Raw genomic sequence first — 15592 nt, 5'->3', positions numbered from 1 at the left:
TAAAGCTCATTTTTTTGTGCTGTTGATTTAAGAAGGCCACATTTTCAGTGGCCTTTTTTTCATCTGAATTTGTCAAACTTGTTCAATGTGTAAAAATCATACTATATTTTTTTTTTCTCTTTTAGCCATTCGAGCATCTTTTCGTCATTTTTATTATTCTGGCGTTTGTTTTCTCTCCTGAGATACCGTGAGAGGGTAGTATGGGCAATGCCAATTTCCTCTGCCGTTTTCCTAATGCTCATGTTCAGAGAATCCATAGTCTCTATCATCGTTTCCGGAGACAAGCTGATTTCCATGTCCATTCCAAAATTGAATGACTGTTGGATGTCTATAGAAGGTGTCGCTGAAGGCATATCCAAGATAAATCCTGAATCATTGGAAACAGCTGATTCAACTTGAGCTAATTCTAAGTTCTGGGAAAGAGAATAAGGGTTTTCTTGATCGATAAGGTTCATTCTTTCAAGGATTTCTTCATTGACAAGCCGGTTGGAGTTGATCATCAGTTTTTTTTGATTTTCTCTTACGACCATCTCTGTCGGTAAAATGATAACATTGACCTTTGACCAGTAATTGTTCACCCATCCTTTTTTTCCAACCCGTTCTTCGTCAATCTCTTCGCTATAGGTCCAGCTCTCAATCACGCTGTCCGCCTTCAATTGATCCAAGACGTTTTCGAATTTATCCCTGATTTGTACCCCGTTATACCTGGGTGAGAAATCCATCACTTTCAATAGTGTGGACACTTTAAAGGGCTGCTGCAGAGTCCGTTTAAGGGTCCTGATTTTCCACTGGAGGTTCAAGTATCGGGTTAATCGTTTATGTTCCCTTTGAGTAAAGTGGCTGTATTGGAATACTTTCAGATCCAATACTCCAAGTGATTGGTTTGGTCCATCCAGGTAGGGGGTCAAGATAGGGGAGGGTTTCACTTGCACCGCATAAATCCCTTTTGGCTGCCCCGTCTTTTTATCATAGGCAACTCGCATCTTTCCAATCTCGAACATCCTTTGAAAGTCCTTGAATTCATACAGTTCATTGTCCTGGATATCTTGTGTCTGGACTACTTTTACCTGTTCATCACCAAGAGATACCCATATGCTTGAAAGGGCAGCCACCCGTTTCATGATATTGAAGCGATCCTCTTCACGAAAATCAATTTCTCTACCATGTGCAGACCGTTTCTTTAAATTTCGAAGGCGGAGGGCATCATTACTATGAAATTCGATATATCCGTCCGGGCTCTTGGGTGTCACCATCCATAAGTATGTAATTAAATCAAAGAGGTCGGCTGTCATTTCATCTAAGGAATTGATGGTGGATTCAATCAGCTCTAGCCACATTTCCTGTTGATCGGAGGTGATCTCGGTTGTTTGTAATTCATGGGGACGGAGTTCAGCCAACCCTCTGAACTTTCCTCTGTTGTCGATTATCTCGGTTGCCAAAAGACCAGTCTCCCCTTCTTTGAAGTCCTTTTTCTTCGTTACGATGTCCCTCATTAAATGAAAATCCATATCCATGCTGGAATAAATGTAATCCCGGTGTAGGGCTTCATCAATTTTTTCTTCGTTTACGCTACGCTTAATTTCATCCGTTGGAAATTCATTGATAAAGTGTCCGGCTAAAATGACCTTTATTGTGTCTTTATAGGTGTTCACAGCTTTTTTTATCATGTTTTTGCTGATAGGTTGTTCAAAGTATAACGTCTGGGTGAACAAGGAGTAGAGGGCGCGAAAACTCAATCCCATTGTATAGCCAGGAGCCTGTTTCCTCACTTCTTCCTCAGTCATATGGTAGGCTTCCTGTTTCCATTTCTCCAGAATATAACGCCGGTCATCAAATAAGGTCTTATTTTCTTCGTATATTGATATTTTTAAAAGTTCATAGTTTAAAATCAGAGAATCAGGTATGTTTTCATACTTCATCGATAACATCCTTTCTAGTACATGCAAGGCATTCTATAAAACTAGTAAACGTGGTGCATTCTATTAGATTCATGCAATAATGCACCACTCTTTTGCTATTATAGCAAGGATTTATGGTTTATCGTAATCAAAATGCACCAATTAGTACACAGAGACCGCAGTTTTTTTAGAAAAAGCACCAATACAGTTCAAAATAGAGCAATCATACTGGTATGTTCAATAAATATATGTAGAGTGAATGCACCAATTCATCTCGTGCTATATATCCGTAAAATCATCTGCGTAACAAATTGAATGAAAGGTGTATGGAACGATGTGCACCAAACGCACCGTTTTTTTGATTTTGAGCGGAACCTGCCTATATAAACCAATCTTAAATGCACCATTTGTAACACATGAATGGAAAGTTGAGCGGAACCTGTATACTAGATCAACCCATTGGTATATCTAGCTTTCAATCATTTTTGTACAGACATTATTCATAGGAACCCTCCTGTGAAATTGCAATTTGAGCGGAACCTGTCTATCTGATATGCACCACCTTCTTATATAGATGAGCGGAACCTGTGTAGTATTTATCAGAAGAGAAATAACTCAAACCCCTGCCATTACAAGGTTTTCATTGTTTTTCTCTATTCCGTACTTTAATCAAAAATGGAACATTTCGACTCATTTCGGTGCAATACTTGAGCGGAACTTGCATAGAAAAAAAAAAGTGATTTTTTTTTACCCCTTGGGGCTCTAAGCTTCAAGGGGCTTTTTTTTTTGGTGCATTTCCCTTAGAGAGCACCATTTTACAAAATTCGATTTCGCTATACTGATAGGAGCAAAAAGATGTACGACAACTGTGATCATTTCAGCGATTGAATTGGGGTCACGGTCGTAAATTGCCAGCGACATGGATCGTTTTTTGCACCACTAATTAAACTACATAACTTCAAAAGGGAGAAGGTGACATAGATGGGGATAAGGGAAATTGGGAATAAAACAGGCCATGTTGTTTCAATCGTTGAAATCATGCAGTTCATGACACATAACAGTCTTTTTTTATATAAGAAAAAGGGCTCTACGGCCCTCTCTGATAGACTGGCAGCCTATGAGGCAAGGGAAGGTAGTAATCTACACAAGAAGGGCGCTGTCTTTGTCTCTCCATCGAAAGCCGACCTCACAGAAGGAAAAGGCTATGTTGTCACCTCATATGAAACGCTTCAGGAGAAACATCAAAAATTGACTCACTGGACACCCAATACCTATCGCGGTGGTGCATACTATGACTTCAAGAGACGACTGATCAAAGGTCATACCCGTGAAAATCTGAAGCAGATCAATGTCATGGGCTTTGATATCGATACGAAGGAAGTAGATTTGTACGCGCTTTATTTGGGCTGTGAGGAGCTGGGGCTGCCTCGTCCAAACCTATTACTGGAAACACCGAGAGGTTTCCAGGTCTTTTACATTTTAGAAACGCCATTTTATATACATAAAAATCAAGATTACAAGTCTCTGAGAGTTGCAGAACGATTGTCCGACAATATTCGTAAAGCCGTTTCCAAGTATGTACCGGTGGACAAGAACTGTGTGCCTTTCGGCTTTTATCGAATCCCAAGGGAAGATAATGTCCTGGATTTTTTTGACGAGCCAGCAAACACTAGAGAACTTCTTGCCTGGTCCAAGCAATTCGAAGAACAGGAAAAAAGGAGCTTCCTTCGGGTGGTTTACGATAAAAACGATTCAGCATTTGACCAAACATCTTCAGATTGGTATCGTGCACTAATCCTTTCGACAGGCATCCAAAAAGGATATCAAAGCGCCAGCCGTAATAATGCCCTGATGACGCTTGCCCTTGCCAATTATTCGAGTGGCCGCCCTTTGGAAGAAGCCTATGATGAACTGGACCAGTTTAATAGCCAATTGGACCATCCTTTGAAGAAAAGTGAGTTCGAGCGCACGTTGAGGAGCGCATATTCCGGTAAATATAAGGGCGTAAAACGCGCCTATGTAGATGGATTGTTGGAACTATGGACAGACGGTCGCGTTCAATTCCAAGGTAAAGAAGGCTGGTATAAATTCAAAAAACCACGCGAAGAGCGTGTCCGTTCCCATTATGATGAAAGGGAAGAGGACATCCTTGCCTATTTGACGGTTCATACGAGCCCTGTAACGCCGTTTTTAGAGGGGTCTTTACCTATGCTTGCCAAAACCTTCGGGATGGCGGTATCAACGCTAAAAGAAGTTTTGAAGCGCTCCACTAAGGTAATCAAGCATTCAGTCGGTCAGGGGAGGGGCGCATACACCCAATTAGCGAGCCGATCGATGATGTTCAGGAGTTTGTTGCAGAAGCGACAGGAACGGATTAAATATGCGCAATTGACATTTTCTGAGCTATTGCCTAAACCTAATGCATTTCCACAAAGGCTGATTTCCCCTTCCTTACAAACAGAATTCCTTACTTATGAGGTGGATATTCTATATAGTTCAGGGGCTTCTCCTCCTGGGAAAAGACAGCTAAAATTAATAAGCCAGTCTGCCATTACATATCTATAGTATCCTCTTCTTTGGTTATATAAGAATGCATGCTTAATTCGTCTCTTTTACTATTGTCAAACATATGTACGTTTATTAGATTTACAATGAGTTAAAGTTTTTATTAATAATATAGATTCATATACGTACATGGTGGGCTACTGATTGTCTTTATTATTTGCGGTTTAAAATGATGCCAAACCGCATCTTATAAAGGACAATACCTTCAACAGGAATGGACGGCAGTTAGACGTCATGCAATCATCCGAATCAATCGGGCGTCTGTCCGGAACTATTAGAGACCTTGAATATTCCATTCAAATTGGTGTGAAACATTTTGCGGAAGTGATGAAGCAAAATGTTATTAACCTTGCTTTTCAAAGCTACAATTAGAGTGTGGGAGATATTCTAACGAGGTAGCCACTTAAATATGTGGTTGTTAGGGAAGGGTGGATAGGTTACGAATTATGTGAACTATGTTATGCACTATTACAATGGTGGAATTGGCAGAGTGGTTGTCGTGGGAGACGGTTAGCAATTTTTTGATGTAGAAGAAGCACATAACATGATGAAACAATATCTTGTCGATCCTACATATCTGGCTTTGTTTTATTGCGAATGATCGGTGTACATTCGCAGCTTTCCCGGTTGTAGGCTTTGTATATCCACTATTGAGATTTTAACAATTCCTAAAGATTGGGTAAATCTATCAATTTCTTAACTTTAATAGATTATGATGAAAAAAGTTAGTTGAAAAATGGAAAGTGAATCTTCACATTAGGATTATCTCTATTTGCATCAACATTTGTATTTGCAGAAAGGAACAAATATAAAGACAAAAAGCCTTCCTTTGAATTTGGGCTTATTACCGATATCCAATATTGTGATTGTGATGCAGCGGGTGTACGCTATTACCGGAATTCGATAAGCAAACTGCAGGAAGCAACAGATGAACTCAATCAGCATGATCTTAAGTTCACGGTACAAATGGGCGATATGATCGACAGGAATGTGGACAGTTTTAATACCATTCTTCCTTATTTTAACAAAAATGAAGGTCCCAAATATAATGTGCTTGGCAACCATGATTTCGCAGTACCAACAGACCAAGTGGTTGACATTTTAGGCATAAAAATCAATATTATGACTTTTTTGAACAAGGCTGGCGTTTTGTCGTGTTAGACACCAATGACCTGAGCCTGTATGCAAATGAACCGGGTTCTGCGAAATATCAACAAGCCGAAAAGATGTATAATCAACTACATGCGTCCGGAGCGAAAAATGCTCAGACCTGGAATGGCGGAGTAGGCTCCGAACAAATGACATGGCTATATAACGTTCTTAAAAAATCGGCTAAAGAGAATGAAAAAGTTGTGGTGATTGGGCATCATCCGGTATATCCTGCCAACGAGCACATTGCATGGAATGACGCTGAAATCATGCGGGAACTGTAGTCTGCGGGCAATGTAGTGGCTTATTTCAACGGGCATAATCATGCAGGCAATTATGGCGAGAAAAACGGAATCAAATATGTGAATTTCCAAGGAATGCTGGATACATCCGATACCAATGCGTACTCTGTAATCCAAGCTTTCAAGGATCGCTTAGAGATTGATGGTTTTGGCCGGGAGCCGGACCGCACAATCAAGGTGAATAGTATCCATGAACACGATCAAGAGCAACAAAATGAAAATGACGAACATTAATAGATAGCATCGTTTACCAGAATAAAACAACCAAAGGGGCGAGCGGAAATCCGTTTGCCTCTTTGGTTTGTTTGTCCTAACAATTTCAAAGTATTTTATTTTCTAGCACTGTTACGCAGAATGTTGATTTTTTTCTAGTCATTGTAGTGTTTTTCATATATTTTACAAGAGGTTTAATAATGTGGAATATAAGTTTTAATATGTATGTTGATATTAAAACAATATATTTGCTAGAAACAGTTTATTCTTCGAAACTATGATACTGGAATAAAAGAAGAACAGTTTTTATGCCCTAAATTTTAAATGTAATAATAGTTTTTTTAACAAGCTTTACAAACAAAGACCGTCGATTTTTGGTCTCTTTTTTTTGATTACAATCAACAACTAAGTTTAATAGATCTAAAAAGAAAGGCTGGTTATGCAAGATTCCAAAATCTATTACTACCGAAAGGGGGCTGTATTCAGCTATAAGATACCTGATGATTTGGATGAAGATGTTATATCTCAAACAAAATTCATGCAGTTGACTAGAGAACCTTTTACTATATTAATGCATATAAAAAGATAGGGACACTGGCACTTTTTATATCATTGACATCTGTTAAATAATCATTATAGAGGCGTTCGTTTTTTTTAAAAGAGTAGGTTTAAAGTTTGCCTCTAAGGAAAACACTTCAGTGGTATTCTGTTGATTATAGTAACTGCTTTTTGTTTAGCTGTGGTAGTGTTTTCAAAAACGTATAGTCATAATTGTTATTTTATTAATATAGCAGGTTATTAATTAATAACTCTTATCGAGAGGTGGAAAATATGAGGGCTGATGCTGTTTTTGAAGGTGGTGGAGCCAGGGGAATTGCTTTTGTTGGAGCGATTCAAGCTATGGAAGAGGAAAACGTAGAATGGGAAAGACTGGCTGGAACATCTGCGGGAGCTGTAATAGCTGCTCTTTTAGCGAGCGGTTATAAAAGCTATGAAATTAGAGACCGATTAAGTGAAATTGATTTTTCAAAGCTTCGAGGGAAAACGATTTTAAATCGGATACCTATTTTCGGTACCTTTTTAGAGCTTATGGTTCATCTTGGAATTTACAAAAACGATTATTTGGAAACGTGGATGGATTCACTTCTTTCGAAAAAAGGTATTAAGACATTTGCGGATCTTCCAGATGGAAAGTTGAAGATTATTGCTTCTGATGTTTCGAATGGCCAAATGCTAATTTTGCCAGATGATTTAGATCGCTATAGTATGACTCCTGCTGATTTAAAAGTTTCGACAGCCGTTATGATGAGTGCATCCTTGCCATTTTTCTTCCGTCCGGTTATTTGGAGATCAAAAGACCGTAACAAATCCTACATTTTAGATGGTGGCTTACTTAGTAACTTCCCAATATGGATATTTGATACAACAGAGCAACCTCGTTTTCCAACGTTCGGATTCCATTTTGTTAAAGATGAAGTTAACATAGATGCGGTTATACCAACGCCGATCCATCTTTTCAAAAATATATTTAAAACGATGCTTCAAGCCCATGATTTAAGATATATGAACGAAGAAACGATTGAACGCACGATTCAAATTCCAACTGGCCACATCAATGCGACTGATTTTGAACTGAATGAAGATGAAATTGACTTTCTCTATAAATCAGGCTATAACTCTGCAAAAGAATTTTTGGCAAATTGGGATTTTGAACAATATAAGATCAAACGAATAACAAATAGGAAAGAATAGATAGAGAAAAGAAAACGCTATGGCTTAAAAACTGAGCAAGAGTGGTACAAGCTGAGCTGTTACAACGGCTCATTTTTTTATTGTGCCGAGGCAGGTTAGCATTCTTGTAGAGCGATAATTATAGGCTTTGAAAAATATAGAGCCCCCTTCTGCATCGAAAACGTTGTAAATTGGCCAGTATGTTTACATCTCGTTTTTTCATCAGTCCCAACACCTCGAATATAGCATCCACAATCTCAGTATCATCATCACTTTCATATTCTTTGGTGATCTTGTAAAATGAGATCTTTTTCAGTCCAAGTAACCTCAGTTCCCTTCTTTGATATATCTATAGACTCCATAGTCTTTTTGATCATTAAATAAAAACCTGTCATATAAATGACAGGTTAATTCCTAAATTGGAAATATTTTTAGATGTGGCGATTCATTTCCTGAATCGTTCGCCTACCCATGAAACAAATAGCCAAATACAATGCTCGAGTCTTTTTATGAAGGAGTGTAAGATAGACTGGCGCTAAACGAGAGCTGTGTAATATCAGCTGCTGAGGGATCAGTCGATGCAAGCGTCCTTACACGAATACCAATACGATCACCCGCTGCGACTGTTAATGATCCGAGATTTATATTGGTTGCTGTACGGAAAGTACCGGCAGTAATAATATTATTAGGAAATCCAAATCTAAGCGAGCTAGTCAGCGGAGTTGTCACGTAAGGTGAAGAAAGATGATCAATCCCATTATTAGGAACTGAAGGTGCGACGAAAACTGTAAAATCATATTGAAGACCTAGAGTATTTATAGAAACCACTGAAGCAACCAATAAATCTGCGCTTATTTGTAAATTTTGAACGGTTCCCGCAAAGGGAATTGGGAAAGCAAAACCACCTGCTTCTGGTGGCATAGTTGATTGTCCAGAACCGTCAATAACTTCAACCGTGTGATTACCGAAGCCCATTAAAATTGGAGCAGCTGATACTACTGTAGCACCACTGAGGATAATACCCGTTGAAAATGGAATTAATCCTCCAGATCCTCCAGATCCTTGAGGTCCCTGATTGCCTTGAGCACCAGTAGCACCTTGTGGCCCCTGGAATCCTTGAGGTCCCTGATTGCCTTGAGCACCAGTAGCACCTTGTGGCCCCTGGAATCCTTGAGGTCCTTGATTGCCTTGAGCACCAGTAGCACCTTGTGGTCCTTGGAACCCTTGAGCACCAGTAGCACCTTGTGGCCCCTGGAATCCTTGAGGTCCTTGTTCGCCTTGAGCACCAGTAGCACCTTGTGGTCCTTGGAACCCTTGAGGTCCTTGTTCACCTTGAGCACCAGTAGCACCTTGTGGTCCTTGGAATCCTTGTGGTCCTTGGAATCCTTGAGGTCCTTGTTCACCTTGAGCACCAGTAGCACCTTGTGGCCCCTGGAATCCTTGAGGTCCTTGTTCGCCTTGAGCACCAGTAGCACCTTGCGGCCCTTGTTCGCCTTGAGCACCAGTAGCACCTTGTGGCCCCTGGAATCCTTGAGGTCCTTGTTCGCCTTGAGCACCAGTAGCGCCTTGAGGTCCTTGGTCACCTTGAGGTCCTTGAACGCCTTGCGGTCCTTGAACACCTTGTGGTCCTCCAGAGGGTCCTTGAGTTCCTTGAGTCCCTTGAGGTCCTTGAGTTCCTTGAGTCCCTTGAGTCCCTTGAGTCCCTTGAGTTCCTTGGGTTCCTTGAGGTCCTTGGGTTCCTTGGGTTCCTTGGGTTCCTTGGGTTCCTTGGGTTCCTTGAGTTCCTTGAGTTCCTTGAGTTCCTTGGGTTCCTTGGGTTCCTTGAGGCCCTTGAGTTCCTTGAGTTCCTTGAGTTCCTTGGGTTCCTTGAGGCCCTTGAGTTCCTTGAGTTCCTTGAGGTCCTTGAGTTCCTTGAGTTCCTTGAGATCCTTGAGTTCCTTGAGGTCCTTGAGGTCCTTGAGTTCCTTGAGCACCTTGAGATCCTTGAGTCCCTTGAGGTCCTTGATTACCATTAGCAGGTACGTTTACATTCACTTTAACGTTTTGCTCTACCTTTTGTTCTTGTTTAGATGAGCATTTACATTGACTATGTCCGCAATCCTTACATTTTTTATGGTCGCATTTACATTGACTATGTCCGCAATCCTTACATTTTTTATGGTCGCATTTACATTGACTATGTCCGCAATCCTTACATTTTTTATGGTCGCATTTACATTGACTATGTCCGCAATCCTTACATTTTTTATGGTCGCATTTACATTGACTATGTCCGCAATTCTTACATTTTTTATGGCCGCATTTACATTGACTATGTCCACAATCCTTACATTTTTTTTGATCGCATTTGCATTTACTATGTCCACATTTTGAACATTTTTTATCCTTACTCAATTCCTCACCCCCTTTCCATTAATTACATAATATGGAGCTACAATTAAATTTGATTGGATTAGATTGGTTAAGTTGATTAAATTGGACGAATAACTATTATGTAGGTGACTAGCGCCATTGTTCTAGGAAGTCTATGATTATGCTAAAAACTTCCAGAGTCCTTATTTATTCCCGTCCGTCCAGGAAGGGAGAATACCCCATTCCCTCTTCTCAGGCCTATGGGCAGTTAAATAAGGCCGCAGAGTTCACTGGCGTGGAACATGCCGGCAACCATACTTTACGAAAAACGTTTGGCTATTGGTTTTACAAGGCCCACGAAGGATGGGAATGCTGCAACAGATCCTGCAGCATTCCCATTCTTCTGTCACACTTCGTTATATTGGCATTATGGAAATCTATTAATAGATCGATATATCCAACGTTCCAAAATCAGCGATAGTTTATCCCTGGTAAATAAACAGGGCGCAATTATATACATTGTTTAAAAACTACGTTTTGCGAACCAAATGATGTTGGTTGATCTGCTAAAGCAAAGTTGTAATAAAACGGACCAATCCCTCGGCAAATTACACCTTTAGTTTATCCTGGCTAAATCGATAAAAACTGAGGTATGTAGTTAGAAAGAGCATAAGGAAAAACTGCCCCCAACTATGTTGTGGAACTAGGCAAAGCCTAGTGTTTAATGGGTGAATTAAATTCTTATAGTTGCTGACCTGGGGCATCTAATTTTATCAAGTGGGTTTACATAGGGCAGATGTGCAGGGGAAAATAATCTTAAAGTAGAAGAACATCTCTCAAAATAAAAAAGACTTGATTTTCAAGTCTTTTTTATTTTCCCGGATTTTATTTCCTCTAAATTATTTAACACATAAATGGAATGATAGTAACAAACGGTAAACCACCTACTTAAAATATAGAAGGTTTTACTGGGGACCGTCAGCAAAACGCGAATTTACAACGTTAACGGGATCTGGATACAAAAATAGCCGATTTTCACCACGTTAAGGATGTAATCGGCTTTAGAACTATTCTTGATTTAAAGACCGCAATGATTCTAAGTTGGTAACTCCTTTTGGATCGAAGCGATACTCTCCAAGGAAGTTGATATGTTCCCATCCTAATGGAGATATATGCTTTAATAAATCCTCCCGTAACATTCCTTTACTTTGAAGTAATTCGGTAGGTTTGCCTAGATAAATTGTATTCCATACACTAATTGCATTAATCAAGATGTTTAAAGCACTTGATTTGAGAAAACCGATTTCTCCCGTATTGAGAAATTGGTTTTTTATTATTCATAAAAACTGCCTTAAATGCTTAGACTTAGCAAGTGTAAAGCTGCCCAAATAAATGATATGAATAAAATTACTTGACACATTCCTCCTACTTCGTAATACTATATAGTAGTACTAAGTAATGATAAGTAGTTTGTAAGGAGGATATATGAAACATCTAACGGAAATGCTTAAGGGAGTTCTTGAAGGTGTGGTGCTCCAAAAGATTCAAGCAGGAGAAACCCGGAACCTACATGTACAGCTGCTGGATGGGAATGATCCGCGGTGTAATCATTTTGAAAGAAGCATAGGAGGAAGTAAAAGCTCCATAAAGAAAATCGGCTGTATCCAATGGGGATAGCTGGTTTTAAAAATATTTAGAAAATCCAGTGTGACCTACTACGTGTTATGATATACCTGTAGTAGGTCACACTGGATACCGACACCACTGAATAGTGAGGTTGCAAAAATATTTTTAAGAAAAATAGTTGACACCTCCGCTACTCGGTGTTACAGTGTACATGTAATAAGCAATACTGAATAGCATGATTTCCCAAAAGCTATTCAGTAAAAATTTCCCTTAGTACTATGTTATACTGAATATAAGTCAGACAAAATAGAGGAGGCTCTGAACATGGAAAATTTAACTGAAATGCTGAAGGGTTCTCTGGAAGGCTGCGTGCTGGAAATCATCAGCCGCCATGAAACCTATGGCTACGAGATTACCCGACGCCTGAACGAGCTTGGGTTTACTGAAGTCGTGGAAGGGACGGTCTACACCATCCTCGTGCGATTAGAAAAGAAAAAACTGGTAACCATGAAAAAGAAACCGTCAGATATGGGGCCGCCCCGCAAGTTTTACTCACTTAATGAGGCTGGCCGCCAGGAACTTGAATTATTTTGGGGAAAATGGGATTTTCTATCATCAAAAATCAACGTCTTGAAGTCAATCTAGCTTCATAAGATATTCCGTACGATATTTTTGGCGTGTTTTGTTCAGCTTTATAAAAAAGGAGGAAAAATAACATGATGGAAATGTTCAAAAAAATGATTGGTGATAAAAAAGAATACAAGATGATGATGGCACGGGTTGAAGCCCTGCCAGAGGACTACCAGTTTGTATTTAAGAAAATTCAAACCTACATGTGGAATTTCTCAGCGGGCAGCGGGATGGATATGCTGCACATTCAGTATGAATTAATCGAGTTGTTCGAAGCCGGTGCGGCGGAAGGCAGACAAGTGCTGGAAATCACTGGGGACGACGTGGCGTCCTTTGCCGACGAACTAGTGGCAAACGCTAAAACCTATGCCGCCAAGTATCGTGAAGATTTGAATCAGAGTATCATGAAGCGATTGGGAAAAAATAAATTCAATAGATAATACCGACTGAATAGCTGGTTACAAATGTGAATTGCCACCTTCGCTATTCAGTCATATTTTCAACCCGGTAATAAGTTATACAGATTATCAGTCAGACTATATAGAAGAGTATAGGCAATCTAGCTCCGCAAGGCGCTTTTTATAAGGAGGAAAAATAACATGATGGAAATGTTCAAAAAAATGATTGGTGATAAAAAAGAATACAAGATGATGATGGCACGGGTTGAAGCCCTGCCAGAAGACTACCAGTTTGTATTTAAGAAAATTCAAACCTACATGTGGAATTTCTCAGCGGGCAGCGGGATGGATATGCTGCACATTCAGTATGAATTAATCGAGTTATTCGAAGCCGGTGCGGCGGAAGGCAGACAAGTGCTGGAAATCACTGGGGACGACGTGGCGTCCTTTGCCGACGAACTAGTGGCAAACGCTAAAACCTATGTCGCCAAGTATCGTGAAGATTTGAATCAGAGTATCATGAAGCGATTGGGAAAAAATAAATTCAATAGATAATACCGACTGAATAGCTGGTTACAAATGTGAATTGCCACCTTCGCTATTCAGTTATATTTTCAACCCGGTAATAAGTTATACAGATTATCAGTCAGACTATATAGAAGAGTATAGGCAATCTAGCTCCGCAAGGCGCTTTTTATAAGGAGGAAAAAAGTATGAGCAATGCAGCGATTTCTGTAAAAGGGTTAAAAAAATCCTTTAAAGACAATGAAGTCTTAAAGGGGGTGGATTTTGAGGTGCGGCGTGGCGAAATTTTCGCACTGCTGGGCTCAAATGGAGCGGGCAAGACGACGACGGTCAACATCCTCTCGACTCTGATGAAGGCCGATGGCGGCGAAGTAGGTATTTGCGGCTTTGACGTCCAGCGTCAACCGGATCATGTTCGCCAGAGCATCAGCCTGACAGGGCAGTTCGCAGCTTTAGACGGCATGCTCACAGGGCGGGAAAACCTGATGATGATCGCCAAGTTGCGGGGAGTTTCCAATCCCGCTCAAGTCGCCGACAATCTGCTTGCAAGATTCAGCCTGACCGATGCGGCCAACCGCCGGGCGGACAAATATTCCGGCGGGATGAAGCGCCGGCTTGACATCGCCATGAGCCTGATCGGGACGCCAGCAGTCATTTTTCTCGACGAACCGACGACAGGGCTTGACCCCGAAGCACGGATTGAAGTCTGGGATACCGTCAAGGAGCTTGCCGGCGGCGGCACGACCATCTTGCTGACGACCCAGTACCTGGAGGAAGCCGAACAACTGGCGGACCGTATCGCCATCCTGCACGGCGGAAAAATCATCACGACCGGTACCCTTACCGAACTCAAGGAGATGTTCCCGCCAGCGAAAGTGGAGTACATCGAGAAGCAGCCGACATTGGAGGAAATTTTCCTCGCGATCATCGGCAAAAAGGAGGAGATGTAAATGAAAAGCAAAACAGGGGTATTACTAGGGCGTTTAATGCGCAACATCATGCGCAGCCCGGATACGATTATCACGGTGGCGATTACGCCGATTATGATGCTGCTGCTGTTTGTCTACGTATTTGGCGGCGCCATAGAGACAGGCACGGACAACTACGTCAATTATTTATTGCCGGGAATCTTGCTGATGGCTATCGCATCCGGCGTCGCTTACACTTCCGTGCGGCTGTTTACGGATGTAAAGAGCGGGCTGATGGCGCGTTTCATTACCATGCCCATCAAGCGCTCGTCGGTATTGTGGGCTCACGTGTTGACCTCGCTTGTTTCCAATGCGCTTACTGTCGTGGTGGTTATCCTCGTCGCGCTCTTGATGGGCTTCCGTTCCAGCGCTGATATCCTGGATTGGCTCGCGGTAGCTGGGATACTCGGGCTGTTTACGCTGGCGCTGACATGGCTGGCGGTCATTCCCGGATTGACAGCGGGGTCTATGGAAGGGGCGACAGCCTACTCGTACCCGCTGATTTTCCTGCCGTTTATAAGCTCAGCGTTTGTACCAACCGAGTCGATGCCTTCGGTAGTTCGCGCCTTTGCCGAAAATCAACCGGTAACCTCGATAGTGGAATCCATTCGTGCGTTGTTGTCAAATCAGCCAGTGGGTAATGATATATGGATTGCTCTTGCCTGGTGCTTTGGGATTATGATAGTGGCTTATATCTTTGCAATGAGGGCGTATAAAAAGCGGGTATGAAGAATATGACGGAAAATATAAAATTAGCAAATAATTGATATTCTCGGGCTTGATTTAACAGAGTTTGAAAATGGGAAATATGGTTATCACTCTCACATTAGATTTGGACATAAAAAACGAGCTCTTGCACACCAAGGGCTCGTTTGCTTTCTATATTTCGATTATGCAGATTTTTATACAATACTAATAATCAACGTTTCTCATACAGCACATTTGAAAATATTTGCATAAAAAACAGTAGTTTTATACATTTTTAAAATTAGTTTGATTTAAGAAACAAATCTAAGTAATAAAGAAAATAGCATTACAATCGCACAAATACTTACAATAACAAATGAAAATTTAGATTTATTTTTAAAAGCGATATATGTGAATGTAGAAGTGGAAAATAAAAATACTACTTGCATCCAGATAGGCTGTTCAAAAGGACCTATACGCAATAATACAGTTATAGCCAATGCAGAAACAATTAGTATTATAAAAAGTGGAAATATTATCCTTCTCAT

The 15592-nt window shown here is 40.7% G+C and carries 17 protein-coding genes and 2 pseudogenes; 13 read left to right on the top strand and 6 right to left on the bottom strand.

Annotated elements, in window-relative coordinates; all coding sequences use genetic code 11:
• Positions 1-101: 101 nt before the first annotated feature.
• On the bottom strand, positions 102-1919 hold the full coding sequence (locus JFV29_RS13425; protein WP_201184421.1) for a hypothetical protein: 1818 nt from the start codon (positions 1917-1919) through the stop codon (positions 102-104).
• A gap of 960 nt (positions 1920-2879) precedes the next feature.
• Between JFV29_RS13425 and JFV29_RS13420 the strand changes: the two genes are divergently transcribed.
• From JFV29_RS13420 to JFV29_RS13395, 6 genes are all read left to right on the top strand, one after another.
• The gene (locus JFV29_RS13420) at positions 2880-4463 is read left to right on the top strand and encodes a primase C-terminal domain-containing protein (RefSeq protein WP_201184419.1); all 1584 of its coding nucleotides are present in this window, start codon (positions 2880-2882) and stop codon (positions 4461-4463) included.
• 189 nt (positions 4464-4652) lie between these two features.
• Positions 4653-4835 carry a lysozyme family protein gene (locus JFV29_RS13415; RefSeq protein ID WP_446728250.1) on the top strand — a complete coding sequence of 61 codons (183 nt, stop codon included), beginning with the start codon at positions 4653-4655 and terminating at the stop codon, positions 4833-4835.
• Positions 4836-5210: 375 nt separating this feature from the next.
• The gene (locus JFV29_RS13410; protein ID WP_201184553.1) at positions 5211-5624 is read left to right on the top strand and encodes a metallophosphoesterase; all 414 of its coding nucleotides are present in this window, start codon (positions 5211-5213) and stop codon (positions 5622-5624) included.
• 65 nt (positions 5625-5689) lie between these two features.
• On the top strand, positions 5690-5896 hold the full coding sequence (locus tag JFV29_RS13405; RefSeq protein WP_201184415.1) for a hypothetical protein: 207 nt from the start codon (positions 5690-5692) through the stop codon (positions 5894-5896).
• 15 nt (positions 5897-5911) lie between these two features.
• Entirely contained in the window at positions 5912-6148 is a 237-nt protein-coding gene (locus JFV29_RS13400) for a hypothetical protein (protein WP_201184412.1), read from the top strand.
• Positions 6149-6958: 810 nt separating this feature from the next.
• On the top strand, positions 6959-7879 hold the full coding sequence (locus tag JFV29_RS13395; protein WP_201184409.1) for a patatin-like phospholipase family protein: 921 nt from the start codon (positions 6959-6961) through the stop codon (positions 7877-7879).
• 486 nt (positions 7880-8365) lie between these two features.
• Here JFV29_RS13395 and JFV29_RS30465 read toward each other — a convergent pair whose 3' ends face one another.
• The 3 genes and pseudogenes from JFV29_RS30465 to JFV29_RS30455 all read right to left on the bottom strand — a co-directional run bounded on the left by JFV29_RS30465 (position 8366) and on the right by JFV29_RS30455 (position 10224).
• Positions 8366-8833 (bottom strand): hypothetical protein, encoded by a 468-nt coding sequence (locus JFV29_RS30465; RefSeq protein WP_242485529.1) that lies wholly within the window; start codon positions 8831-8833, stop codon positions 8366-8368.
• Between the two features lie 66 nt (positions 8834-8899).
• A pseudogene (locus JFV29_RS30460) lies at positions 8900-9619 on the bottom strand (Gly-Xaa-Xaa repeat protein); the annotation flags it as partial.
• Between the two features lie 287 nt (positions 9620-9906).
• A complete protein-coding gene (locus tag JFV29_RS30455; protein WP_242486867.1) occupies positions 9907-10224 on the bottom strand; it encodes a hypothetical protein in 318 nt (105 codons plus the stop codon).
• Between the two features lie 288 nt (positions 10225-10512).
• Here JFV29_RS30455 and JFV29_RS13385 point away from each other — a divergent pair, with 288 nt between their 5' ends.
• A complete protein-coding gene (locus tag JFV29_RS13385; protein ID WP_201184403.1) occupies positions 10513-10737 on the top strand; it encodes a hypothetical protein in 225 nt (74 codons plus the stop codon).
• Between the two features lie 540 nt (positions 10738-11277).
• Here the strand turns inward: JFV29_RS13385 and JFV29_RS13380 are convergent.
• Positions 11278-11502 (bottom strand): annotated as a pseudogene (locus tag JFV29_RS13380) (Tn3 family transposase); the annotation flags it as partial.
• 193 nt (positions 11503-11695) lie between these two features.
• Here JFV29_RS13380 and JFV29_RS13375 point away from each other — a divergent pair.
• The 6 genes from JFV29_RS13375 (at position 11696) to JFV29_RS13350 (ending at position 15086) form a co-directional block, all read left to right on the top strand.
• Positions 11696-11887, top strand: coding sequence for a hypothetical protein (locus tag JFV29_RS13375; RefSeq protein ID WP_201184400.1), 192 nt, complete (start codon positions 11696-11698; stop codon positions 11885-11887).
• Between the two features lie 273 nt (positions 11888-12160).
• Entirely contained in the window at positions 12161-12481 is a 321-nt protein-coding gene (locus JFV29_RS13370; protein ID WP_201184398.1) for a PadR family transcriptional regulator, read from the top strand.
• Between the two features lie 71 nt (positions 12482-12552).
• Positions 12553-12906 (top strand): DUF1048 domain-containing protein, encoded by a 354-nt coding sequence (locus JFV29_RS13365; RefSeq protein ID WP_201184397.1) that lies wholly within the window; start codon positions 12553-12555, stop codon positions 12904-12906.
• Positions 12907-13065: 159 nt separating this feature from the next.
• Positions 13066-13419, top strand: a complete 354-nt coding sequence (locus tag JFV29_RS13360; protein WP_201184395.1) for a DUF1048 domain-containing protein — start codon at positions 13066-13068, stop codon at positions 13417-13419.
• A gap of 158 nt (positions 13420-13577) precedes the next feature.
• Positions 13578-14339, top strand: a complete 762-nt coding sequence (locus JFV29_RS13355; protein ID WP_057219648.1) for an ABC transporter ATP-binding protein — start codon at positions 13578-13580, stop codon at positions 14337-14339.
• Positions 14340-15086, top strand: coding sequence for an ABC transporter permease (locus JFV29_RS13350; protein ID WP_201184393.1), 747 nt, complete (start codon positions 14340-14342; stop codon positions 15084-15086). It abuts the gene before it with no gap.
• Positions 15087-15355: 269 nt separating this feature from the next.
• Here the strand turns inward: JFV29_RS13350 and JFV29_RS13345 are convergent, their stop codons facing one another.
• On the bottom strand, positions 15356-15592 hold the full coding sequence (locus tag JFV29_RS13345; protein WP_201184391.1) for a hypothetical protein: 237 nt from the start codon (positions 15590-15592) through the stop codon (positions 15356-15358).

This window comes from Peribacillus sp. TH16, from assembly GCF_016651095.1.
GTDB lineage: Bacteria > Bacillota > Bacilli > Bacillales > DSM-1321 > Peribacillus > Peribacillus butanolivorans.
The sequence above is the reverse complement of the archived record's forward strand: the minus strand, read 5'-3'. Positions and strand labels throughout refer to the sequence as shown.